Annotated in this window: 16 protein-coding genes; 7 read left to right on the top strand and 9 right to left on the bottom strand. The window is 61.3% G+C overall.

The window, feature by feature from the left end; genetic code table 11:
• Window positions 1-52: 52 nt before the first annotated feature.
• The 9 genes from Q0072_RS06210 to Q0072_RS06170 all read right to left on the bottom strand — a co-directional run bounded on the left by Q0072_RS06210 (window position 53) and on the right by Q0072_RS06170 (window position 11533).
• A complete protein-coding gene (locus Q0072_RS06210) occupies window positions 53-1765 on the bottom strand; it encodes a pilus assembly protein TadG-related protein (RefSeq protein ID WP_298327262.1) in 1713 nt (570 codons plus the stop codon).
• Window positions 1766-1891: 126 nt separating this feature from the next.
• Window positions 1892-2767: an RluA family pseudouridine synthase gene (locus Q0072_RS06205; protein ID WP_298327261.1), complete on the bottom strand. Its 876-nt coding sequence runs from the start codon at window positions 2765-2767 to the stop codon at window positions 1892-1894.
• Window positions 2768-2810: 43 nt separating this feature from the next.
• A complete protein-coding gene (locus tag Q0072_RS06200) occupies window positions 2811-3074 on the bottom strand; it encodes a hypothetical protein (protein WP_298327260.1) in 264 nt (87 codons plus the stop codon).
• A 40-nt stretch (window positions 3075-3114) separates the two neighbouring features.
• The gene (locus tag Q0072_RS06195; protein WP_298327258.1) at window positions 3115-3597 is read right to left on the bottom strand and encodes a DUF805 domain-containing protein; all 483 of its coding nucleotides are present in this window, start codon (window positions 3595-3597) and stop codon (window positions 3115-3117) included.
• A gap of 102 nt (window positions 3598-3699) precedes the next feature.
• Complete coding sequence (locus Q0072_RS06190) at window positions 3700-4173, bottom strand: DUF805 domain-containing protein (RefSeq protein ID WP_298327256.1); 474 nt, start codon at window positions 4171-4173, stop codon at window positions 3700-3702.
• Entirely contained in the window at window positions 4173-5528 is a 1356-nt protein-coding gene (locus tag Q0072_RS06185; RefSeq protein WP_298327253.1) for a replication-associated recombination protein A, read from the bottom strand. The genes Q0072_RS06190 and Q0072_RS06185 overlap by 1 nt, the downstream gene beginning before the upstream one ends.
• 120 nt (window positions 5529-5648) lie before the next feature.
• The gene (locus tag Q0072_RS06180) at window positions 5649-6152 is read right to left on the bottom strand and encodes a hypothetical protein (RefSeq protein WP_298327250.1); all 504 of its coding nucleotides are present in this window, start codon (window positions 6150-6152) and stop codon (window positions 5649-5651) included.
• A gap of 220 nt (window positions 6153-6372) precedes the next feature.
• A complete protein-coding gene (locus Q0072_RS06175) occupies window positions 6373-8748 on the bottom strand; it encodes a glycoside hydrolase family 127 protein (RefSeq protein ID WP_298327248.1) in 2376 nt (791 codons plus the stop codon).
• A 16-nt stretch (window positions 8749-8764) separates the two neighbouring features.
• The gene (locus Q0072_RS06170) at window positions 8765-11533 is read right to left on the bottom strand and encodes a DUF5695 domain-containing protein (RefSeq protein WP_298327246.1); all 2769 of its coding nucleotides are present in this window, start codon (window positions 11531-11533) and stop codon (window positions 8765-8767) included.
• A 602-nt stretch (window positions 11534-12135) separates the two neighbouring features.
• Between Q0072_RS06170 and Q0072_RS06165 the strand changes: the two genes are divergently transcribed.
• From Q0072_RS06165 to Q0072_RS06135, 7 genes are all read left to right on the top strand, one after another.
• Complete coding sequence (locus Q0072_RS06165; RefSeq protein ID WP_298327243.1) at window positions 12136-13932, top strand: DUF1800 domain-containing protein; 1797 nt, start codon at window positions 12136-12138, stop codon at window positions 13930-13932.
• Window positions 13933-13945: 13 nt separating this feature from the next.
• Complete coding sequence (locus Q0072_RS06160) at window positions 13946-15493, top strand: DUF1501 domain-containing protein (protein ID WP_298327241.1); 1548 nt, start codon at window positions 13946-13948, stop codon at window positions 15491-15493.
• A 185-nt stretch (window positions 15494-15678) separates the two neighbouring features.
• Window positions 15679-16233, top strand: coding sequence for a lytic transglycosylase domain-containing protein (locus tag Q0072_RS06155; RefSeq protein WP_298327239.1), 555 nt, complete (start codon window positions 15679-15681; stop codon window positions 16231-16233).
• A gap of 10 nt (window positions 16234-16243) precedes the next feature.
• Window positions 16244-16534 carry a TrbC/VirB2 family protein gene (locus Q0072_RS06150; RefSeq protein ID WP_290795813.1) on the top strand — a complete coding sequence of 97 codons (291 nt, stop codon included), beginning with the start codon at window positions 16244-16246 and terminating at the stop codon, window positions 16532-16534.
• Between the two features lie 3 nt (window positions 16535-16537).
• Window positions 16538-16834: a type IV secretion system protein VirB3 gene (locus tag Q0072_RS06145; RefSeq protein ID WP_298327235.1), complete on the top strand. Its 297-nt coding sequence runs from the start codon at window positions 16538-16540 to the stop codon at window positions 16832-16834.
• Between the two features lie 9 nt (window positions 16835-16843).
• Window positions 16844-19270, top strand: a complete 2427-nt coding sequence (locus Q0072_RS06140) for a VirB4 family type IV secretion/conjugal transfer ATPase (protein WP_298327233.1) — start codon at window positions 16844-16846, stop codon at window positions 19268-19270.
• Window positions 19267-19681, top strand: a 415-nt coding sequence (locus tag Q0072_RS06135) for a type IV secretion system protein (protein ID WP_298327231.1), incomplete at its 3' end; no start/stop codon positions are given. The genes Q0072_RS06140 and Q0072_RS06135, both read left to right, overlap by 4 nt.

Below are 19681 nucleotides of genomic sequence, written 5' to 3'. Positions count from 1 at the left end.
GTCGCACAAGGAAAAGCTTGGAAGCACCTGAAACAAATCAGGAAATATCACTTTACTTCGTCAGGCGCGTGCTCTGGATCGAGTAGAAGACCTTAGCCAGAGTCGAGGTCAACTGGCTGGCGGCCGTGACATCATAGAAGTATTCCGGACGGCTGGCGCAGGATCTGAGCATGTCGGAGTTCCCCTCCATGACGCGGATCGTATAGACGGTGATCCCCAGATCCTTCGCCGCCTGACAGGCCAGCAGTGTTCGGGCATTGATCGAAGACGCCGAGGTGGTCCACCGGTTCTGTGTGTTTTCACCGTCGGTAATGACGATCATGTACTTGTAGTTGGTCTTGTCACTGTAGGCCTTGGCCGTATTGAACGGCAGTTCCGGCGACAAAAGCTCCATACCCCACTGCACACCGATAGTGATATTGGTATTGCCGGCCGGTGTCAGCTTCTGGGCATGGGCACGCACAGCGGCAATATCCGTGGTCAGCCCCATCACCGGCAAAAGGTTGTTGGTGGCGCATTTGGCCGCCGGATAAAGCGTGTCAGCATTGGAAGCTATGGGGGATTGGCCCGACACATCATAGGGTTGCTTGCGGTCGATGACACAGCCGTTCCAGCTATCGGTGCCGACGCCCAAAAGGTCCGAATTGGCCGTAATGGTGGTGTTGTCCTTGATGGTCGTCGTCGATCCTGAGCCATAGCCCCCGGCGCTGGTCGGCGTCGCGGTGATCGTGCCCGTATACTGCGCATAATTGTTATTGGGGCGATCATAATAGGCCCCCCAAGGCCACGCCGTGGAATTGCTGGTGTTGTTCGTGCGCGCCCAGGTCGTGGCGGCATAGTAGTCGGTCCGCGACACAACCGTGTAATTACAACTGTTGTAGTAATAGTACCCGGCCCAGCAAGACCCGTTGTTTTGCGAATAATAGGAGGTCACAAACACTCGATAGGTGCCACCGCTGGTCGTGTAGGCATAGATTCGGGCATTGGCTTTACAGGCAGCCACATCCGCCGCGCCGCTACACATCAGATCGCGCGTCGTCCCCGCGGAGGTACAGCGATCCGCCGTCATGCTGCTGCCCGTGCAGCTATAGGTATAGGGCGTCTCGCCAAACTCTCCGGCGATGCCACCGGCCGGAACCCCTTGAATATTGACCTGAGTATCAAAGGGCACGATACCCACCCGAGCATCCCACACATTCTGGCCATTGACCAGCAACGAAGCCAGCACACTGTCCACCGCGGCCTTAAGGTTGGTCATGCGCGAGTCCCGCGACATGGACCCCGTCGAGTCGAGCACCAGAGCGATTTCGGACTTGCGCATTTCGGCTTCGGCGGTAGAGGTTGCGCCGATGCTGAGCGTTTTGATGCCCATCATGCTCAGAAAGGTCGTGTTGATCTGCGCCCTGGCCGTATAAATCGCCGTTTTGTGCGAACCACTCGTTTCGAACGTCAGGCCTTTGGAGGTCGGTGTAATGCCGCTGTCTGTCAGGTTGAGATTGAACACGGTATCAGCGGCAGCCTTGGCGGCGGTTTCGTCCTTGGCCATCAAGGCCCCACGCAGCGCCGCAGCATCGGCTGCGTCCTGCAGCCGGTTGCTCTGCTCGTTAGCCAGGCTGAACTCGACCCCGCCCCCGGCGGCCGCCACTACAGTGGCCGCAAGCAGACCAAAAACAATCAGGGTGTTGCCGCGGGCATTACTCCAGAAACCCGCCCTCTGCACCTGACCGCGGATTTGGCGCAGACGACCGCGGGATTGCTTCAACATGTCTTTTCTGCCCCAAAGGATACACAGTCAGGCAATTATTATAAGAAACACATTAATGACCGAGAAAGAAGCATCGCTAATGCGCCGTTAAGCTCAATACGTGTTTACCGTAAACGGCGGGAAGCCTTACGACGTTTTTTCGCTCCCCAGCCCAAGGCCTTCGCACAGGACCCGAATATCCGGGCTCAACGGTGCCTCCCAGCGACGGCGACCGCCATCGGGATGCGGAAACTCTATGGCGCGGGCATGCAGCATCAGGCGCGGCACGCGCAGACCATCCAGACTGAGCGCGCCGCCGTAGCGGACATCCCCGGCAATGGGGCAGCCCAGATGCGCCATGTGCACGCGGATCTGATGCATCCGGCCCGTAAACGGCTCACATTGCACCAGCGCCGAGGTATCGGTGCGGCCGAGCACGCGATAGGTGGTGCGGGCGGTCATCGCATCGGGATGGTCGGGGGCGCAGACGCGACTATAGGCTTCGCGCCCGATCTCTTCACGACGCAGAGGCACGTCGATGACGCCTTCGTCCTTCAGATTATGTGGATTGGCGACGATGCAGACATAGGTCTTGTGCACATCGCGGGCGGCTATGGCATTGCCGACAAAGGCCGCTGAGGTGCGCGTCCTGGCTGCCAGAATAATGCCCGACGTGTCGCGGTCCAGCCGGTGCAGCAGGCGCGGCTTGTTACCGTTCGAGCGGGCAAAAGCCCACAGCATGTCATCGAGATTATGGAAGTTGCCGCGCCCGCCCTGTGACGACAGGTTGGACGGCTTGTTGAAGCCCATAATCACCCCGTCTTCGTGGATCAGCATGGACTTCACCCACACAATCTCTTCGTCGGACAGTTTCAGCGGACGGTCGATGGCCTTCGGGTTTTTGGGAGTCTGGGTCGGGCGGGCCCAACCTTTGGATTCGCGCTCGGCAATGGCGGCCTTGTGCTGCGGCGACTGACGCGAGGCCTTTTTACGGTTGAGCTTGTCCTGCTTTTTCGGGGTCATGCGCGGCTCATACTATAGCCGTGTGCGCTTGCCCATAGGCCTTTCAGTCTTCGCGTCGTTTGCCCGCCCCGCGACGGCCCACAAAGCCGGAGCCGCTCAGCGCGCCGAACAGGGCCACCAAAACGATGAGCGCCCCCAGCGCAAAGGCGGCCCAGACGGCCAGCCATTGTCCACTGATGCCGATATTCAAGGCGCGCAACACCTTTCCGGCCTCATAGGGCGCATAGAGGGCCAGTACCACCACAGCCGCAAAGACGGCAGCGATGATCCCCGCCCCTATCTTCAAAATCCGCACGACCTGGCTCATCCGTCACCTCACTGTGGAGAGACGAGCCTATAGCCTCTCGTTAGCGATGACCAGCCATACGCACGGGTCCCACCGGACGGCGCAGGGATTGCCGCAGAGGCTGCACTGACGGCTGCGCCAGCAGGTAAAACAACACGAAGATACCCGCGCCCAGAGCCAGCAACTGCCACCAGCCGGACCGGTTCAGGTCGTGCAGACGGCGGGTGGTAACCGCTATATAGGGGACCAGCAGGACTATCGGCGCGATATACAGCCAGCTCAGCCCAAAGGCCCCATCCACAAGGGCGGCGGCGCAATAGACGCCGACAAACAGCAGCAGGAAGCCGCCATATTCGCCGCGCGAGGCCCGGCCTTTGAAGTCAAAAGCGCGGGCAAAACCACTGCGCACCGCCGCCTCAAAGCCTGCCGTGCGGTGCGGCGCGCCAAAGCGGTTCGGGCCTGAGGGATGAATGACAAACGGCAAAAAGGCCGGTGCTATCCACAGCAGCAGAACGGCCAGTTGTTGCAGGGTTTCCGGTGACATATCGCGTCTCCTTCATGAAGCTGACGCACAGTCTGGAGGGCAAATGGGCCGGAAATGGGGAGCGATTATCACAGAGCTGAGAGGGGACTGTGACCTGAAGGCTTAAAACACAGACTCCGGTTCCGCCTGTCGCTTTTGCCCCGGCAAGGCCCACAGGATGATTAGCGGCAGAACACCCAGCAATGTCGGCAAAAGCAACCACCATAACCCGCTGCGGCCTATGTCGTGAAGGCGACGCACGCCCACTGAAAGCATTGGCACGGCGATCAGAGCATAAACGACATACCCCAGCACCGGATTGTAGCCTTTGGCCAGATAGCCGACGGGCAGTAGCACCGTGAAATAGACCAGAGAAAACCACCAGAATTGCGAGCGGGTGGCGCGACCTGTGAAATTCAGCCCGCGCACCAGTGCCGTCACGACACCGCTGCCGAGGCTTAACCGTCCATGCGGCGGGGCTCCGAAACGAAGGGCATCGGCAGGTTTTTTGAGGTTAAACCAGACGATCGCCAAAGCGGACGGCAGCACAGAAACCGCCGCAAGATAAAGGTAAGACTCTCCCCCCAGATCGTACATCACTCCCCCCTTTGCTGCTGTTTCTTTTCCCGCAATTGTGCCCAGTATTCAAGTCTTTGCCGGGTCTTGCCCTCGTGCCCCTCGCCTTTCGGGTCATAGAAGCGGGGCCTTGACATACCGTCCGGAAAATAGTTCTGCCCCGAAAAGCCATCTGGGTCATCCGGGTCGTAGATATAGCCTTCGCCATAGCCCAGTTGCTTCATCAATTTGGTCGGGGCGTTGCGGATGACTTCGGGCGGGTCCAGAGTCGCGGTTTCCTTCGCTGCCTTCATCGCCGCCTTGAAGGCCGTATAGACGGCGTTCGATTTGGGCGCCGAGGCCATATGGACAAGGGCCTGAGCAATGGCCAGTTCGCCTTCCGGAGAGCCCAGCACCTCATAGGTTTCGCGCGCAGCATTGGTCATGATCAGCGACATGGGATCAGCATTGCCGATGTCTTCAGAAGCCATGCGCTGCATCCGTCGCACGATGTACAGCGGGTCTTCGCCCCCCTGAAGCATGCGCGCGAACCAGTAGAGCGCCGCATCGGGGTCGGAACCCCGCACCGACTTATGCAGGGCCGAGATCAGGTTGTAGTGGCCTTCGCGGTCCTTGTCATAATTGGGCCGACGCTTTTGCAGGTTTTGCAGCAGGGCGTCGCTGTTCAGCGGGGCCTCAAACCCCATCGAGGCCAAAGACTCGATCAGGGTCAGCAGATAGCGTCCGTCGCCATCGGCCAGGCCTTTCAGCGTCTCCTTCGCCTCGTCCGTCAGCGGCAAGGCGTGCCCCAGATGCGTTTCGGCGCGGGCAATGAGCTTGTCCATCGCCTCGTCATCGAGGCGTTTCAGCACAAAGACCTGACAGCGCGACAAAAGCGCGCCGTTCAGCTCAAACGACGGGTTTTCCGTCGTCGCCCCGATCAGGGTGACCACGCCGGCTTCGACATAGGGCAGGAAGCTGTCCTGCTGAGCGCGGTTAAAGCGATGGATTTCATCAACAAACAGGACGCTGCGCACCCCCTGATTGCGGCGGGCCTGCGCGTATTCAAAGGCCTTTTTCAGATCGGCCACACCGGAAAAAACAGCCGAAATCTGCTGGAACTCATAGCCGACACTGGCGGCCAGCAACCGCGCAATGGTCGTCTTGCCAACGCCCGGCGGCCCCCACAGGATCAGCGACGGCAAAAACCCGCGATCGACAGCGCGCGCAATGGCCCCGCCTTCGCCCAGCAGATGGTCCTGCCCCACAATCTCGGACAGGGCCTGCGGCCGCAAACGCTCAGCCAGCGGCTTGAACCCTTCGGGGGCGGCGGTCAGGGTGGGAGCGGACGGCGTCAGGCCAGCCGCCTGAAACAGGTCATGGGGCGCAGAAGACATGGAACATGTATAGAACATGTTACCCGGACAGGAAAAGCCGTGAAATGGTGTGTCGTCGGGTTTTTTCCGGGACTTAGACCGTCTTCTCCTCCCTGTCGCGTCAGCGATGGGGAGGAAACGTTAACCCGACTTCTTATACGGCGTGCCGTCGGGCCATTTGCCAATGCGGGCGGCGCGTTGTTCGCGCATCTGAGACTGTTTGTCGGCCCAGCCTTTTGACCACTCACCGTGCGGAGAGGCTGAAGGCGTTGCCTCTGGTTTCGCTTCTTCTGTCCGTTCAGGGGCCAACGCCCCTCCGTTCACGGGGCTGTCTATCTCCTCCCCTGTAAGCCCGTCAGGGCGCGACGGGGGCGGTGGATCGGCGCGAGAGCGACGAGACGGAGGGGGCGTTTCGACCGGAGTTACCTCCTTGACCGGCTTCGGTTTCGCCTTCAGCAGCGGCGTGTAAATGGCGCGAAGCATCCGCTCGACGGCCATGATGGCACGGGCCGTGCGACCAATCTCGATAGCCGTGGTGGGGCGCGGCGCGGTTTCGAGCGCGGTCAGAATCTGATCCGCGAGGCGCATCAGGCGGTCATAGGCAGCGGTGTGGGCGGCGGGGATGTGAGAGGCAATCTGTGTCATGGGCTCAGCATGACAGAGGTTTCTGCGGCGGGGATAGATTGTGAGAAAACGCGCTTAAGCAATTGAAATTGTGTGTATCTGAGCGGGGATAGATTTTTTTGCCACGGATAGAGACGGATGGCGGGCTTCGCCCGCCTGACACAGTGGTCCGTGCTCCGACCCTCTCAAATGCACCATGGACATCCGTGTCTATCCGTGGCTGAAATCGTGCCGTCCGGACTCACGCCTTGGTAAACAGGCGTACGCCAAAGACCGGCCCTGCGGACTTGCCTTCCTGCGGATTGAACTTGACCGTGACCTTGGGTTTGCCGCGCGTCAGTTCGTACGGGATGGGATAATCGACGTCGATCCACGCCCCCGGCTGACGGCCTGACAGCCGCTCATGCACGATGACCGTGCCGTCGATTTCGATGGTGAAGCTGCGGTTGAATTCTGAACCCCAATAGGTCGCCTGAAGCACCAGCGGGCCCGCGTCTTTACCGTCCTTGGTCGTCTTCATCTCGAAGCTGAAGAAGCCCCCGGTACGGGCGTCCCGGCCATTGCGGGCGCGATAGACCACCGGGTAGGAGTTGCCGCCGGTTTGCAGGTTGTGGTCGCGTTCGGGCTGCATTTCGCCCAGATGCATGACATCGACCGAACGGTTGGCGATATCTTTCAGGCGGGCCTGCTCGGCGCGATAGGCGACCTGCGCCTGCGCCCATTCGGCGTCGCTGTAGCGGTTGAAATAGACCGCCGTGCGGCGTTCGTATTGCGCATAGAAGGGACGGAAAGTCATATCCCCCGGACGTCCTGAGCCTTTGGATACATACACCGCTTCGGCCGCCGAGACGGGCTGGAAGCTGCCGATCAGGTCAGACCCGACCAGAGCCGGCGCATCGCCTTCCCACGGCTGATCCGCAGGCCCCAGATCAGCGGCCAGCACCATCGGACCGCGCAGCAGGGCGACGACCTTGTCATCGCCTGCCGCGGTCTCAAAACGCAGGTCCAGCGGCAGGTCGAGCGTCACTACATCGCCCGCGCGCCATTTGCGGGTGATCAGGGCATAGCCGTCGCTGATCTTGGCCAAAGCCGGCTTGCCATTGACGCGCAGGGTTGAAGATTTGGCCCAGCCGGGGATACGCACGGCCACGGTAAAGGTCTTCGCCCCCGAAAGCTGGCTGAGTTTCAGCGCCACCTGCCCCTCATACGGGTATTTGGTGGTCAGCTCGAACGCCGCTTTTTGCGCCGCCCAGTTGACCTTTGAAGGGATGAACAGGTTGACGAACAGCGTCTTGTCCTGCTGCCAGTAGATCGAGTCCCCGTGTTTGGAATGGGTTTCGATCCCCGACAACACGCAGCACCAGAAGGAGTTTTCCTCATCGGAGAAGCCGCGCGCCGTGCCCGACATCAGCGGCATCATATAGGTGAACATGCCCGTCTTTGGGTTCTGATGCGCCAGCATGTGATTGAGGTGCGCGCGCTCGTAATAGTCGAACCAGGCGGCCTTCGGCGACCAGCTATAGAGGTGGCGCGTCAGCTTCAGCATATTGTAGGTATTGCAGCTTTCGCAGGTCTGCTCGGTGATATGGGCCGAGATGGTGTCCGGCTCGAAGAAATATTCGCGGTCGGCATTGCCGCCAATAACGAAGCTGTGGTGGTTGACGACGCGCTCCCAGAAGAAGCTGGAGGCGGTCTGATACTGCGGCTTCTGCGTCAGTTCATAAAGACGCGCCAGACCGATCAGCTTGGGCACCTGCGTATTGGCGTGGTTGTTGGCCAGCTTGTCTTCGCGGGCCGCCAGCGGGTCAAGCATGCGGTGGTGATAGAGCCGCTCCGACAGTTTCAACCAGCGCGGATTGTTCGTGCGGCTATACAGTTCGGCGAAGCTCTCATTGAGGCCGCCGTGCTCGCAATCAAGCACCTTCTGAGTCTGGGCGTCGTCCAGCGCCGCAAAGACCTTTTCAATATAGCCACCCAGCTTTTCGGCCACCGGAATACCGCGGTCGATGCCGCAATAGGCCTGCGCGTCCAGAAGCCCGGCAAACAGCTTGTGCCAGTTATAGAAAGGTACCCAGCAGCCATTGAGATCGAAGCCCGCCGAGCGGATATCGCCTGCCATGATTTCCGGGAAGATTTCCTTGCCATCGACGATAGAACCGTCCTTACGCTTGCGCATAAAGCCCGCTGCATAGCCGTCTCCGTGCGCCGTCTGCACCTTTTCAAGTTCCGAAATAATGTAGTGGATGCGCGTCACGCATTCGGCATCGCCCGTCTGGGCATGCATCAGCGACAGGGCCGACAGATAGTGCCCCAGCCCTTCGCCGGCGATGGTGTCGGATTCCCAGCCGCCGTAAATCTCCCCCTTCACCGGCAGACCGGCGAACTTGTGATAATTGTGCAGGAAGCGGTCAGGCGACAGGAACAGCAGGTAGCGACGGTTGGCTTCGACGGCCTCGAGGAAGGGCGATGGCAGCAGGCGCACCTGCGTCAGCGGAATGGGCGTGGCGACGATCGGGGCTGAGGCCACGGCCGGGCCACCGATGGCGGTCAGAAGCGTGAGGGCCCCGGCCCCACACAGCAGGGCGCGGCGATCGGTTTGAAAGGTCGTCCGGATCATCTGGCGTTTTCCTGTATCAGGCGGGGTTCAGATCAAGGGTGACGGGTTCGGCCTTCAGCGGCACCGCATAGGCGCCCAGAGCCTTATCGGCCTTTAGGCTGTAGGGCCTGGCCCCCTTCACCGTGGTTTCAAAATTGACGTAGGCGACGGGCGTTTGCGCATCGGCAGCCGCCAACGTCAGGCGCACCTTGCCGCTGACGCTATCATAGGCGACCTCAGCGATCTTGCCGGCATCGAGCGTGATCCACAGACCAGCCGGGGCGATGAAAGCGCGGCGACGTGCGCTGTCCTTCGGGCTCAGACGGATAACGCCATCTGACGTTTTGACCACCCCGCCAAAGCCGGTCCAGCCGAATACCGGGTGCTTCACCAGATACGAGGCCGAGGTCACGGCGTGACCGAAGAAGCTCATGCCATAGTCGCCATTGATGGCATCCCACTTCATGGCGTCCGGGAAGGAGTGGAAGGCCGCCGAGGCAAAGCCCTCTTCGTCGATATTGGTCAGCGATCCCATAAGGCCGCCATAGGCGACACGCAGCATATAGAGGTCATCCGGCGTTTCGCGATAGGCATCGAACAGAGGCACGGCATTCAGTGACGAGCCGTAATGGTGCAACTGACGCTCAATCCGCGACAGCTTGCCGGCATAGAGGAAGTCCCAGAAGCGCCGCGCCGAGCCATTATAACCCCAGTGCGGGATGGCCGGGTCATAGGCCATGATGACTTCGCGCGTGACGTCGGCCTTATCCTGATGGCCGAAATAACGCATCCACATATAGACTTCGGCCTGACCGGTCGAATCCCACGGCATTTCCGAGCCGAACGGGTATTTCAGTGTCTTCCAGATTTCGACGCGACCCTTCATCAGCGCCTCGACTTCAGCCGCCAGTTCGGTCCAGCCCTCACGCTTCAGATCGAGCAGGATGTAGAGAAAGACATCGCCTTCCATCTGACCAAACTGGGTGTAGTACGGTGCCTTAGACATCATGGCCTTGATGGTTTCAGCCGCCCGCGTCAGATAGGTCTGCCAGGTTTCGCCCGACGTCATGCCCGTGTGATAGCGACCGAGGCGATACAGCGTCCACCACGCGGCCGCCGGGTGCGGATAGTTGTAGGACCGCCCCAGATCAGCCGCGTGCTTGCGGTCCCAGGCCGACCATACCTTCCAGTTCAGAGACGCATCATAGGTGCCTTTGGGCATCCCTTCGGGGTCATAGAACATCAGCGACTTGCGCACGCCGTATGTGTCCGGGCCGTCCGGTGTCTGGATTTGCCCCCAAAGCGTGGTATTGGCAAAGCGCTCGAACTTTTGCACCTCTTCGGACTTCGGATTGTCGAGCTGTTTCATGATGGCCGCCAGCCACGCCCCGGCCCCGCCTTCGTCCGACAGGCCCGATACCCAGACGCGATTGTCCTGAAGCACCAGCGCGTTCTTTTCGCGGTCGTAAATCATGATCGACGGCGAGCGCTTGAACGGATCATCGGGGTTTTCGTACCACTGCTTCGTGGTCAGGAAGTGCCCCATATCGGCCACGGCCTCGGCTTGCGGCTTGGTCACCTTGTAATGAACGGTCTGTTGTGTACCGTCGGCATAGGTCAGGGTCAGGCGTGCGCGACCCAGCGTCTTGCCCGCTACGCTGTATTTCAGCCAGCCGCCTTTGATGCTACCCGCGGGGGTGACCTCCAGCGCGCCCTGCGGATGCACCCCGAAGGTCTTGACCGCCTTTGGCGCATGGACAAACAGGTCGGCAGGCAGATCGGTCGGCACGACATAGCCGGGAATACCCACGGCGACCGGACGGCCCTGTTTGATCAGGGTCGGCTCGATCTCACGGATCGACGACGACAGGACGAATTTCAGCGCCACGCTGGTCGATTGCCCCGGCTTGAGGATCAGCGAAGTGGGCGTGTTCCACTGTTCGACGCCCTTCCATTCGCTGTCGGCAAAGCCTTTGGCGTGCGTCATCCAGCTATAGAAGCCTTCAAACGTCATATTGCGCGGCTCGATATCGCTATAGATGGCCGGCTTTTTGTCGGCATCGCGCGTGTTGAGGATCGGCTTATACAGCTCGAACTTCGCCGTATCGCTGGCCGGCAGGACGAGCAGCGATGGCCCCTGCCCGTTCAAACGGTTGACCTGAAGATAGCCGGCATTCAGGCCGACATAGGGATCGTAGAAGGATGCGACATCGTGGGCCTCATCGAGGTGGCGCCCGCTGATGATATTGTCGAAAACCATGGCCATACCCAGACCGCCGACCTCAATCGTCTTCTGGGTGGGGTTCGTCAGGGTAAAGCGCAAAACCAGCTTGCCCTCAGACACGCTCCACGTCCGCACCACCTTCAGCGGCATGTCCGCGCCGAGACTGGGGGTGATATCCGCCGAGGCCAAAGCGCCTTTCGGCTTGGGCAGGGCCTTGACCTTCACACGGCGATAGGCCGTCGAATGGTCGCTCCACTTTGCGTCCCCTTCGACGCGCACGCGCAGGTCCAGATCGCCCAGACGGTAGCACCCATCGCCCAGACGCTGGGTGAAACGGTGGCGCGGTGCGAAGTCAAAGCCGCCCCCTACGCCTTTGGGGGCTAGAGAGACGAGGGTTTGGGAGGTTTCCTGAAGCTCGATATGAAAGTCCGGCGTCTCATGAACGGTGGTTTGCGCCTCCGGGCTGTTCCAGGCCAGCCCCCCTGTATCCGCGGCCTGCGCCAGAGCGGGCGCGGCTAGGGCGGCCGCCATGGCCGTCAGGCTGGTGCGGCGGGTCAGGGTCGATACGGCGGATGGCGTCATGGTTCACTCCGTCGGGTGAAAAATGGGGTTACCTGCGAAAAATACTCAGGTTTCTTTTTCGCATTGGGGGTTTGGCTGATCCACAAGGTTTGCGGAGGCCGACTCAAAAAAAGAAGGTGTCCACCACCCGACAAAAGCGAAGGGTGGTGGACATCCAAGGGACTGGCGGACTCTGATAACCCGGAGGAAGTCGATAATGTCATCAGAGATCGCACGGTAAGCCGGGCACAGGCCTCTTCACCGGAACCAAGAGTGCCGCACCCATCAAAAATGTAACCCTGCTTAGTCGGCGGGGTCAAATATAAAATATACGATTATAAAAATAATTGTCGGAGTTATTGTGCTCGCTCAGTGCGCGACTGTCACAGAGCCGCGCCTACCGGCTTATGTCCTTTGATTTGTAAGACCGCAAAACCGGTGCAGAACGGCCGGCGACAGCCCCCTTCGATGGAGCGAGACCCGCTTCCGCAACCCTTGAGAGAGCGTTGTTATGTCACGAATTGTTAACGGCAAAATTATATGTCTTAATGATCTTAGGGGATGGTGTGATCGACTTTGATGTCAGAAATCACGCCCGCCATAACCTTGTGGGGCGTGATTTTATGAAGACGTTCAAAGTGTTCCGTCTGGCAAAGCGCGAGCGTGTGTCACACTCTGCGGCGGATGGCAGGCGTTCAGGCTTTCGTCTCGACAAGGCCGCCCATGCCTGCGTAATAGCATCGTTTCTGGCCCTGTCCGCCTGCGGTGGGGGCGGAGGCGGCGGGGGTGGCGGCAATGCCTCAGGCGGTGGCGGAACGACCCCGCCTCCGGTCGTGGCCAAGCCGACCAGCACGGAGGCCAGCCGGTTTCTGGCTCAGGCGACGTTCGGACCAACGGATGCAGAGATTGCCTCGGTCACCGCAACCAGCTACGGCGACTGGATAACGGCACAGATGGCCCTGCAACAGGGACCAACGCACCTGTCGGAAATGGATGCGCGGCTGATCGAGCTTAAGGCCGCCAATGCCAATGCCAGCCTCTCCTCGACGCAGTTTTACGAGAGCTTTTACCGTCAGGCCGTCACATCACCAGATCAGCTGCGTCAGCGCGTCAAGTTCGCCTTGTCTGAAATCTTTGTGGCCTCCTACGTCAGCAATATCGACACGCGGACTCTGGCCTCTTACTACGACATGCTGGGGCGCAATGCCTTTGGCAATTTCCGCACCCTGCTGGAAGACGTCACCTACCATCCGGCCATGGGGCAGTACCTGACCTATCTGGCCAACCAGAAGGAAAACGCGGCCACCGGGCGTAATCCGGACGAAAACTACGCCCGCGAAGTGATGCAGCTTTTCACCATCGGTCTGGTGCAGTTGAATGCCGACGGCACGCCCAAGACCGACCTTCTCGGCAATACCACCCCCACCTACAGCACCGCGGATATTCAGGGCCTGGCCAAGGTGTTCACCGGCCTGTCCTGGTATCATCCGACCCCGACCAACTCGACCTTTGGCGGCGGCAGCCGCGTGGTGGAGTCGTACACCCAGCCGATGATCGCCTATAACAACTACCATTCGACCTCGGCCAAGACGTTTCTGGGCACCACCATCCCAGCGTCTACGACGGCGGACACAAACGGTGACGTCAAGGTGGCCCTCGATGCGCTTTATAATCATCCGAATGTTGGCCCCTTCATCTCGAAGCAACTGATCCAGCGTCTGGTCACCTCGAACCCCTCACCGGCCTATGCTGGTCGGGTGGCCGCTGTGTTTAATAATAATGGCTCAGGCGTCCGAGGCGATATGGGGGCCGTGGTGCGCGCCATTCTGCTCGACAGCGAAGCCCGCACCCCTTCGACCGACGCCACCTATGGCAAGCTGCGCGAGCCGGTTATCCGTCTGACCCACTGGATGCGCGCATTCGAGACGACCTCGACCAGCGGCAAGTGGCTGATGACCTCAACCGCCGCCCAGACCTCGCTTAATCAGGCGCCCATGACCTCGCCGTCGGTGTTCAACTTCTTCCGTCCGGGCTATGTGCCGCCGAACACGACGCTGGGCGGCAAGAACAAGGTCGCACCGGAATTGCAGATCGCCGATGAAGTGACCACGGCGGCCTATATCAACCTGATGCAGACGACGATCAATTCCGGCATCGGCAGCAGCAGCGACATCAAGTCGGCCTATACCAAGGAACTGGCGCTGGCGACCGATCCGGCGGCGCTTGTCGATCGCATCGACCTGTTGCTGTACGGCGGCGGCATGTCTGCGACCTTGAAAACGCGGATCACCAATTCGGTCATCGGCGTCAATATTCCGGCCAATGCCAATCAGGCCCAGATCGACACCGCCAAACTCAACCGGGTAAAGCTGGCCATCTTCCTCGGCATGGCCTCGCCCGAATATGCAGCCCAACGATAGGAGCGGTGTACTCATGACATCCCAGATTGATCGCCGCGCCTTTTTCCGCCTTGGGGCTGGCCTTGCCGGCCTGACTACAGCCACCTCGTTTGGGCTGCAACTGGCCGCCGTGGGCTCCGCCGCCGGGCAGAGCGCCCCGGACTATAAGGCGCTGGTCTGCGTCTTCCTGTTTGGCGGCAATGACGCCAACAACATGGTTCTGGCCACAGATAATGACTCGTGGGGCCGCTACTTCGCCGCCCGCAATCAGGGGACCGATCCGATTGCCCTGATGCCGGTGGGTACAGCGCCTACGCCTGTGGGGCAGGTCAATGCCGTCACCGGTCGGGCCTCGGCGCTGGGCAAACCTGAGCATTGGGGCGGCGTCCTGCCCATCGTACCCAAGACGGCGCAGGCCATTCCTGCGGGCACCAATGCCACCTCGCGCACCTTTGGCCTGCACCCGCTGATGAGCCCGTGCAAGACCCTGTTCGATCAGGGGCGGCTGGCGGTGCTGGCCAATGTCGGCACGCTGATCCAGCCGACCACCAAGGCGCAGTATCAGGCCCGCAGTGTGCCCCTGCCCGCCAACCTGTTCTCGCATAATGACCAGCAATCGACCTGGCAGGCTGGCGCCGCCGAAGGGGCGCGCACCGGCTGGGGCGGGCGCATGGGCGATATGCTGATGAATATGAATGGCCAGAACACCATCTTCACCGCCATTACAGCAGGCGGGACGGCGGTGTTCCTGTCGGGGCAGTCCGTGGTTCAGTATCCGCTCTCGACCAATGCCGCCCCGGCGGTGACGGTCAATGGCACCACGGCCACGACCCTGTTCGGGTCCTCCGCCGCGCCGGGTGAGCTGAAGACCATCATCAATGACACCGTCACGGCGTCGGACTTTGCCAATGATCTGGGCCGCATCAATGCCCGTTCGGTCGGGGCGGCCAGCGTCGTCAACGAAGTCTTCAGCCGCGCCGTCGTGACCGCTGTGCCCTCCCCGCCGACCTATACCAATCCGGCCACCGGGGCGACCGAAACCAACAGTCTGGCGCTTCAGATGCGCACGGTCGCGCGCATGATCGCTGCCGCTCCGGCCTTTGGCGTCAAGCGTCAGGTGTTCATGGTGTCGCTGGGCGGCTGGGACAGCCACGACAACCAGAACCGCGATCAGTCGAACAACCTCGCCAAGGTGGCGCAGGCGATGAGTTATCTCGACAGCACGCTGGCCAATATCAACGGCGTCGATATGCGCGCCAGTGTGACGACCTTTACGGCCTCGGACTTCTCGCGCACCTTCAATACCAATGGCGATGGCACGGATCACGCCTGGGCCGGTCCGCAACTGATCATGGGCGGCGCGGTCAAGGGTGGCGACATGTACGGGCAGTTCCCCACGGTGGGCATGGACGTGTCCGGCTTCTCCAACCCCAACATGGTGGGGGCCTCCTTTATCCCCACCACCTCGGTTGATCAGTACGCGGCGACGCTGGGGCGCTGGTTCGGGGTTGCGGACACAGACCTCAACACCATCTTCCCCAATCTGCGCAATTTCTCACAGCCCACACTCGGCTTCCTGTAAATTCACGACCACGCGGTGTATGCTGACTTTGACGGCGAATCGCAAAAATTCTCCGTGCAAGGATCATTGACGGGCGGGCGTAACAAATCTGACAAACTTAACTGTTAGAGCCGCTTAACCAGATGACGCCTGCACCGGATCGGCGCCGGCGTGACGCGGTACAGAGTGTGAGCAAGGAGCAGCCCGTGCGGGCAGTTTTGACAGCAGCGGGAACGATGGGGGTGGTGCTTTGCGCCGCTTTACCCGCGGCTGCGCAGGTGTTTGAGGTGGCCGACAATGGCGACTACCACACCCTGTGCGCCTCCGTGCCGCCGGTGACCGTTCACGCGCCATCCCTGCCCTATCAGGATGTCATCGAGGCCGCCGCTGATCGCTATAATCTCAGTGCTGACTTTCTGATTGCCGTCATTCGTCAGGAATCCGGCTTTAATCCGAAGGCCATATCGCCGCGCGGGGCCATCGGCCTGATGCAGCTTATGCCCGCGACCGCCGCCGAACTGGGCGTCGATCCCTTTGATCCGCAGGGCAATGTGTTCGGAGGTGCGGCCTATCTGCGCCGTCAGCTTGACCGCTTTGACGGTCGCATTGATCTGGCGCTGGCGGCGTATAATGCCGGGGCCGGCGCGGTCAACCGCCACGGCGGCGTGCCGCCCTATGCCGAAACTCAGGCCTATGTCGCCCGCAGCCTTGACCGGCTCAGCGTAAAGACCGATCCTCAACCGACCGAGACCTGCTCGTAAGGATAGACCCATGAACGTCCGTAAATTCCTGCCCGCCCTTCTGCCCCTGCTGGCCGCGTCTCCGGCCTTTGCGCAGGACCCCGCCGGTTCCGGCCCGATTGTCAACGCGCTCGGCTGGATTCAGGGCACGCTGCTGGGCAATGTCGCCACCGCCGTGGCCGTGATCGCCGTGGCCGCCGTCGGGTTCATGATGCTGTCGGGTCGCATGAACTGGCGCTTCGGGGCCACCGTCATCCTCGGCATCTTCATCCTGTTCGGCGCGGCCACCATCGTGGCGGGCATCCGCACGGCCGTGGGCTGAGGCATGAGCGAAGAGACCGTCGCTCTGGTCAAGGCGCCCATCTTCCGGGCGCTGACCCAGCCGCAAATGTTTGCGGGCGTGACCTATTCCTACTTCATCCTCAACTTCATGATCACCACCGAGGCCTTTCTGGTCACGCGGTCGTTCTGGGCTCTGGGGATTGCGCTTGTGGTGCACGCGGTCGGCTATCTGGCCTGCCTGCGTGAGCCGCGCCTGTTCGACCTGTGGTTCACCAAGGTGAGCCGCACCCCGCGCATCCGGAACTACAAGTTCTGGCGCTGCAACTCCTATCAACCGTAAGGTTTTCGCATGAGTAACGGCCTGTTCGGGCAAGTCATGAGTCTGGGCGCCAAGGAGCAGCGGATCGGTGATCGCCTGCCCTACGCCCATCTCTATAATGACCACACGGTTACCCTGCGCGACGGGTCGCTGATGCAGGCCCTCTATATCGACGGTTTTGGCTTTGAAACGGCGGATACGACCGATCTCAACAGCCTGCACGCCCTGCGGGAAAGCGCCCTGCGCGCCATCGGGGATTCGCGGCTGGTGCTGCACCACCACATCGTCCGCCGCAAGGTCTCGGTGACCAGCAGCGGTCAGTACGACGACCCCATTGCCGGTTACATCAATGCGCGCTGGCAGGACCGCCTGCAATCGCGCGAACTGTTCGTCAACGACCTGTTTATCACCATTCTGCGCCGCCCGGCGCGCGGCAAGGCCGGGCTGTCCGAAAGCCTCGGCAAGCTGTTTGGTGCGCAGTCCGGCGCCGATCGCGACGGTCTGGGGGCGGAACTGCGCGACCTCGATGCGGCGCGTGACGCCCTGATGGCGGCGCTGGGACGCTATGGCCCGCGCCTTCTGACCTCCTATGAGACGCGCGGCGGTCGCTGTTCGGAGCCGCTGGAACTGCTGTCGGCCCTGATGCACGGTGAAATGCGCCCGGTGCTCAAGCCCGATCCGCTGGCGCGCGACGATGTGGGGCAGTACCTGCCCTATCAGCGGCTGAGCTTTGGCGTCGATGCCTTTGAGATGAAAAGTGCCGGCGGCGATAAATCGTTCGGCGCGCTCATTTCGGTGAAGGAATATCCGCCGCAGGCTGCACCGGGGATGCTCGATGCCCTGCTGCACCTGCCCTATGAAATGACCGTGTCGCAGAGCTTTCAGTTTGTGGATCGTCAGATCGGTCTGGAGCGCGTCAATCTGGCCCTGCGCCGTCTGCGCGCCGCCGATGATGACGGCATTACCCTGCGCGCGGGCCTGATGGCGGCCAAGGACGAACTGGCGTCGGGCCAGACGGCTTTGGGCGAGCATCACCTGACGGTCTGCGTGCGCGCACCGGGACTCAGCGCGCTGGATCAGGCAGCAGCACAGGTCACGTCGGCGCTCGCCGATACGGGGGCTGTGGCGGTGCGCGAAGATATCAATCTCGAACCCGCTTTCTGGGCGCAGTTTCCGGGCAATGAGGCGTATATTGCGCGTAAGGCGCTGATTTCGGTGTCGGCCTTTTCCGGACTGGCCAGCCTGCACGGTTTCGCGCTGGGTCAGGCCACCGGCAATCACTGGGGCGAGGCGATCACCGTCTTTGAGACGACGGCGGCGACGCCCTACTTCTTCAACTTCCATGCCTCGGACCTTGGTAACTTCACTCTGATCGGGCCGTCGGGGTCGGGCAAGACCGTGGTGCTCAACTTCCTCGCCGCGCAGGCCCAGAAGGCGCGCCCGCGCACCATCATCTTCGACAAGGATCGCGGTTCGGAAATCTTCATCCGCGCTATCGGCGGCCATTACGCCACCCTGCGCGCCGGGGAACCGAGCGGCTTTAACCCGCTGCAACTGCCCGACAGCGCCATCAATCGCGGTTTCCTGCGCGACCTGCTGTCACGACTGATTGCCGGCGAAGGCCCCGCCCTGCCGCCGGAAGACGAGGCCATCATCGCTTCGGCCATCGACGCCATGTACGCTCAGGCCCCGGCCTATCGCCGCCTGCGCTATTTTCAGGAGCTTCTCGGTGGCTTCCGTCGCCCCAGCCAGACCGATCTGGCGGCGCGTCTGGCCCCGTGGGTTGGGTCGGGCGAATGGGCCTGGCTGTTCGACAACGAAGCGGACCAGCTCGACCTGTCGGCGCGCGTACTGGGCTTCGACATGACGCAGTTCCTCGACGCGCCGGTCCTGCGCGGGCCAATCATGATGTACCTCTTCCACCGTATCGAGGAGCGTCTGGACGGCACCCCAGCCATGATTCTGATTGATGAGGGCTGGAAGGCGCTGGACGATGAGGTGTTTGCCGCGCGCATCCGCGACTGGATGAAGACGCTCAGAAAGCGTAACGCCATCCTTGGTTTCGGCACGCAAAGCGCCGGTGACGCCCTCGACAGCCGCATCTCCTCGGCGATTATCGAGCAGGCGGCGACGCAGATCTTTATGCCCAATCCGCGCGCCCGCTTCGAAGACTATGGCGAAGGCTTCGGACTCAGCGCGCATGAGGTCGGGCTGGTGCGCGCCCTGCCGCCCCATTCTCGCGCCTTCCTTGTCAAGCATGGTAACCACTCGGTCGTGGCGCGCCTCGACTTGTCGGGGACGCCGGAAATCCTGACCATCCTGTCGGGGCGTGAATCGACGGTTCGCAAGCTGGATGAACTACGTGAAACGCATGGCGACGCGCCGTCGGCGTGGTTTGAAGCCCTGACCGGCACGCCGTGGCCGGGTTTTGGCGCAATGGAGCGCGTGTCCGCATGATGCCGCCACCGCCCACCTGTCCCGGTATGCCGCTCAGCGGCGATACGGGTATTTCAGGCGCGCTGATGAGCGTGGACTGTCAGATCGGGCGCGTGGTCGAAGACAGTTTCGGGCGTTTGTTCGGCGATGGTGGCTATCTGGGCACGGCCCTGACTATCTGCCTGACCCTCTATATCGCCTTTCTGGCCTTCGGGTTGATCACCGGACGCACGCGCCTGACGCTGACCACCATGACGCCGAAGGTGCTGGCCATCGGTCTGGTACTCACCTTTGTCACGGCATGGCCCGCCTATCAGACTGTGGTCTATAACCTGCTGACGCGCGGACCCGATGAGATTGCCGCCGCCCTGACCGGTTCCAATGAGGGGGCGAGCGCCGCCTTTGCCAAGCGGCTGGATGTACTGTTCGTGC

Origin of the sequence: Asticcacaulis sp. (genome assembly GCF_027484505.1) — a bacterium.
Lineage (GTDB): Bacteria > Pseudomonadota > Alphaproteobacteria > Caulobacterales > Caulobacteraceae > Asticcacaulis.
Note: the sequence above shows the minus strand (reverse complement) of the source record. Positions and strands in the feature narration are given on the sequence as shown.

Excerpts from the sequence above, each read along its gene's own strand:
- Q0072_RS06210 (WP_298327262.1), bottom strand. The coding sequence starts at position 1,765 with ATGTTGAAGCAATCCCGCGGTCGTCTGCGCCAAATCCGCGGTCAGGTG.
- Q0072_RS06205 (WP_298327261.1), bottom strand. The coding sequence starts at position 2,767 with ATGACCCCGAAAAAGCAGGACAAGCTCAACCGTAAAAAGGCCTCGCGT.
- Q0072_RS06200 (WP_298327260.1), bottom strand. The coding sequence starts at position 3,074 with ATGAGCCAGGTCGTGCGGATTTTGAAGATAGGGGCGGGGATCATCGCT.
- Q0072_RS06195 (WP_298327258.1), bottom strand. The coding sequence starts at position 3,597 with ATGTCACCGGAAACCCTGCAACAACTGGCCGTTCTGCTGCTGTGGATA.
- Q0072_RS06190 (WP_298327256.1), bottom strand. The coding sequence starts at position 4,173 with ATGTACGATCTGGGGGGAGAGTCTTACCTTTATCTTGCGGCGGTTTCT.
- Q0072_RS06185 (WP_298327253.1), bottom strand. The coding sequence starts at position 5,528 with ATGTCTTCTGCGCCCCATGACCTGTTTCAGGCGGCTGGCCTGACGCCG.
- Q0072_RS06180 (WP_298327250.1), bottom strand. The coding sequence starts at position 6,152 with ATGACACAGATTGCCTCTCACATCCCCGCCGCCCACACCGCTGCCTAT.
- Q0072_RS06175 (WP_298327248.1), bottom strand. The coding sequence starts at position 8,748 with ATGATCCGGACGACCTTTCAAACCGATCGCCGCGCCCTGCTGTGTGGG.
- Q0072_RS06170 (WP_298327246.1), bottom strand. The coding sequence starts at position 11,533 with ATGACGCCATCCGCCGTATCGACCCTGACCCGCCGCACCAGCCTGACG.
- Q0072_RS06165 (WP_298327243.1), top strand. The coding sequence starts at position 12,136 with ATGAAGACGTTCAAAGTGTTCCGTCTGGCAAAGCGCGAGCGTGTGTCA.
- Q0072_RS06160 (WP_298327241.1), top strand. The coding sequence starts at position 13,946 with ATGACATCCCAGATTGATCGCCGCGCCTTTTTCCGCCTTGGGGCTGGC.
- Q0072_RS06150 (WP_290795813.1), top strand. The coding sequence starts at position 16,244 with ATGAACGTCCGTAAATTCCTGCCCGCCCTTCTGCCCCTGCTGGCCGCG.
- Q0072_RS06145 (WP_298327235.1), top strand. The coding sequence starts at position 16,538 with ATGAGCGAAGAGACCGTCGCTCTGGTCAAGGCGCCCATCTTCCGGGCG.
- Q0072_RS06140 (WP_298327233.1), top strand. The coding sequence starts at position 16,844 with ATGAGTAACGGCCTGTTCGGGCAAGTCATGAGTCTGGGCGCCAAGGAG.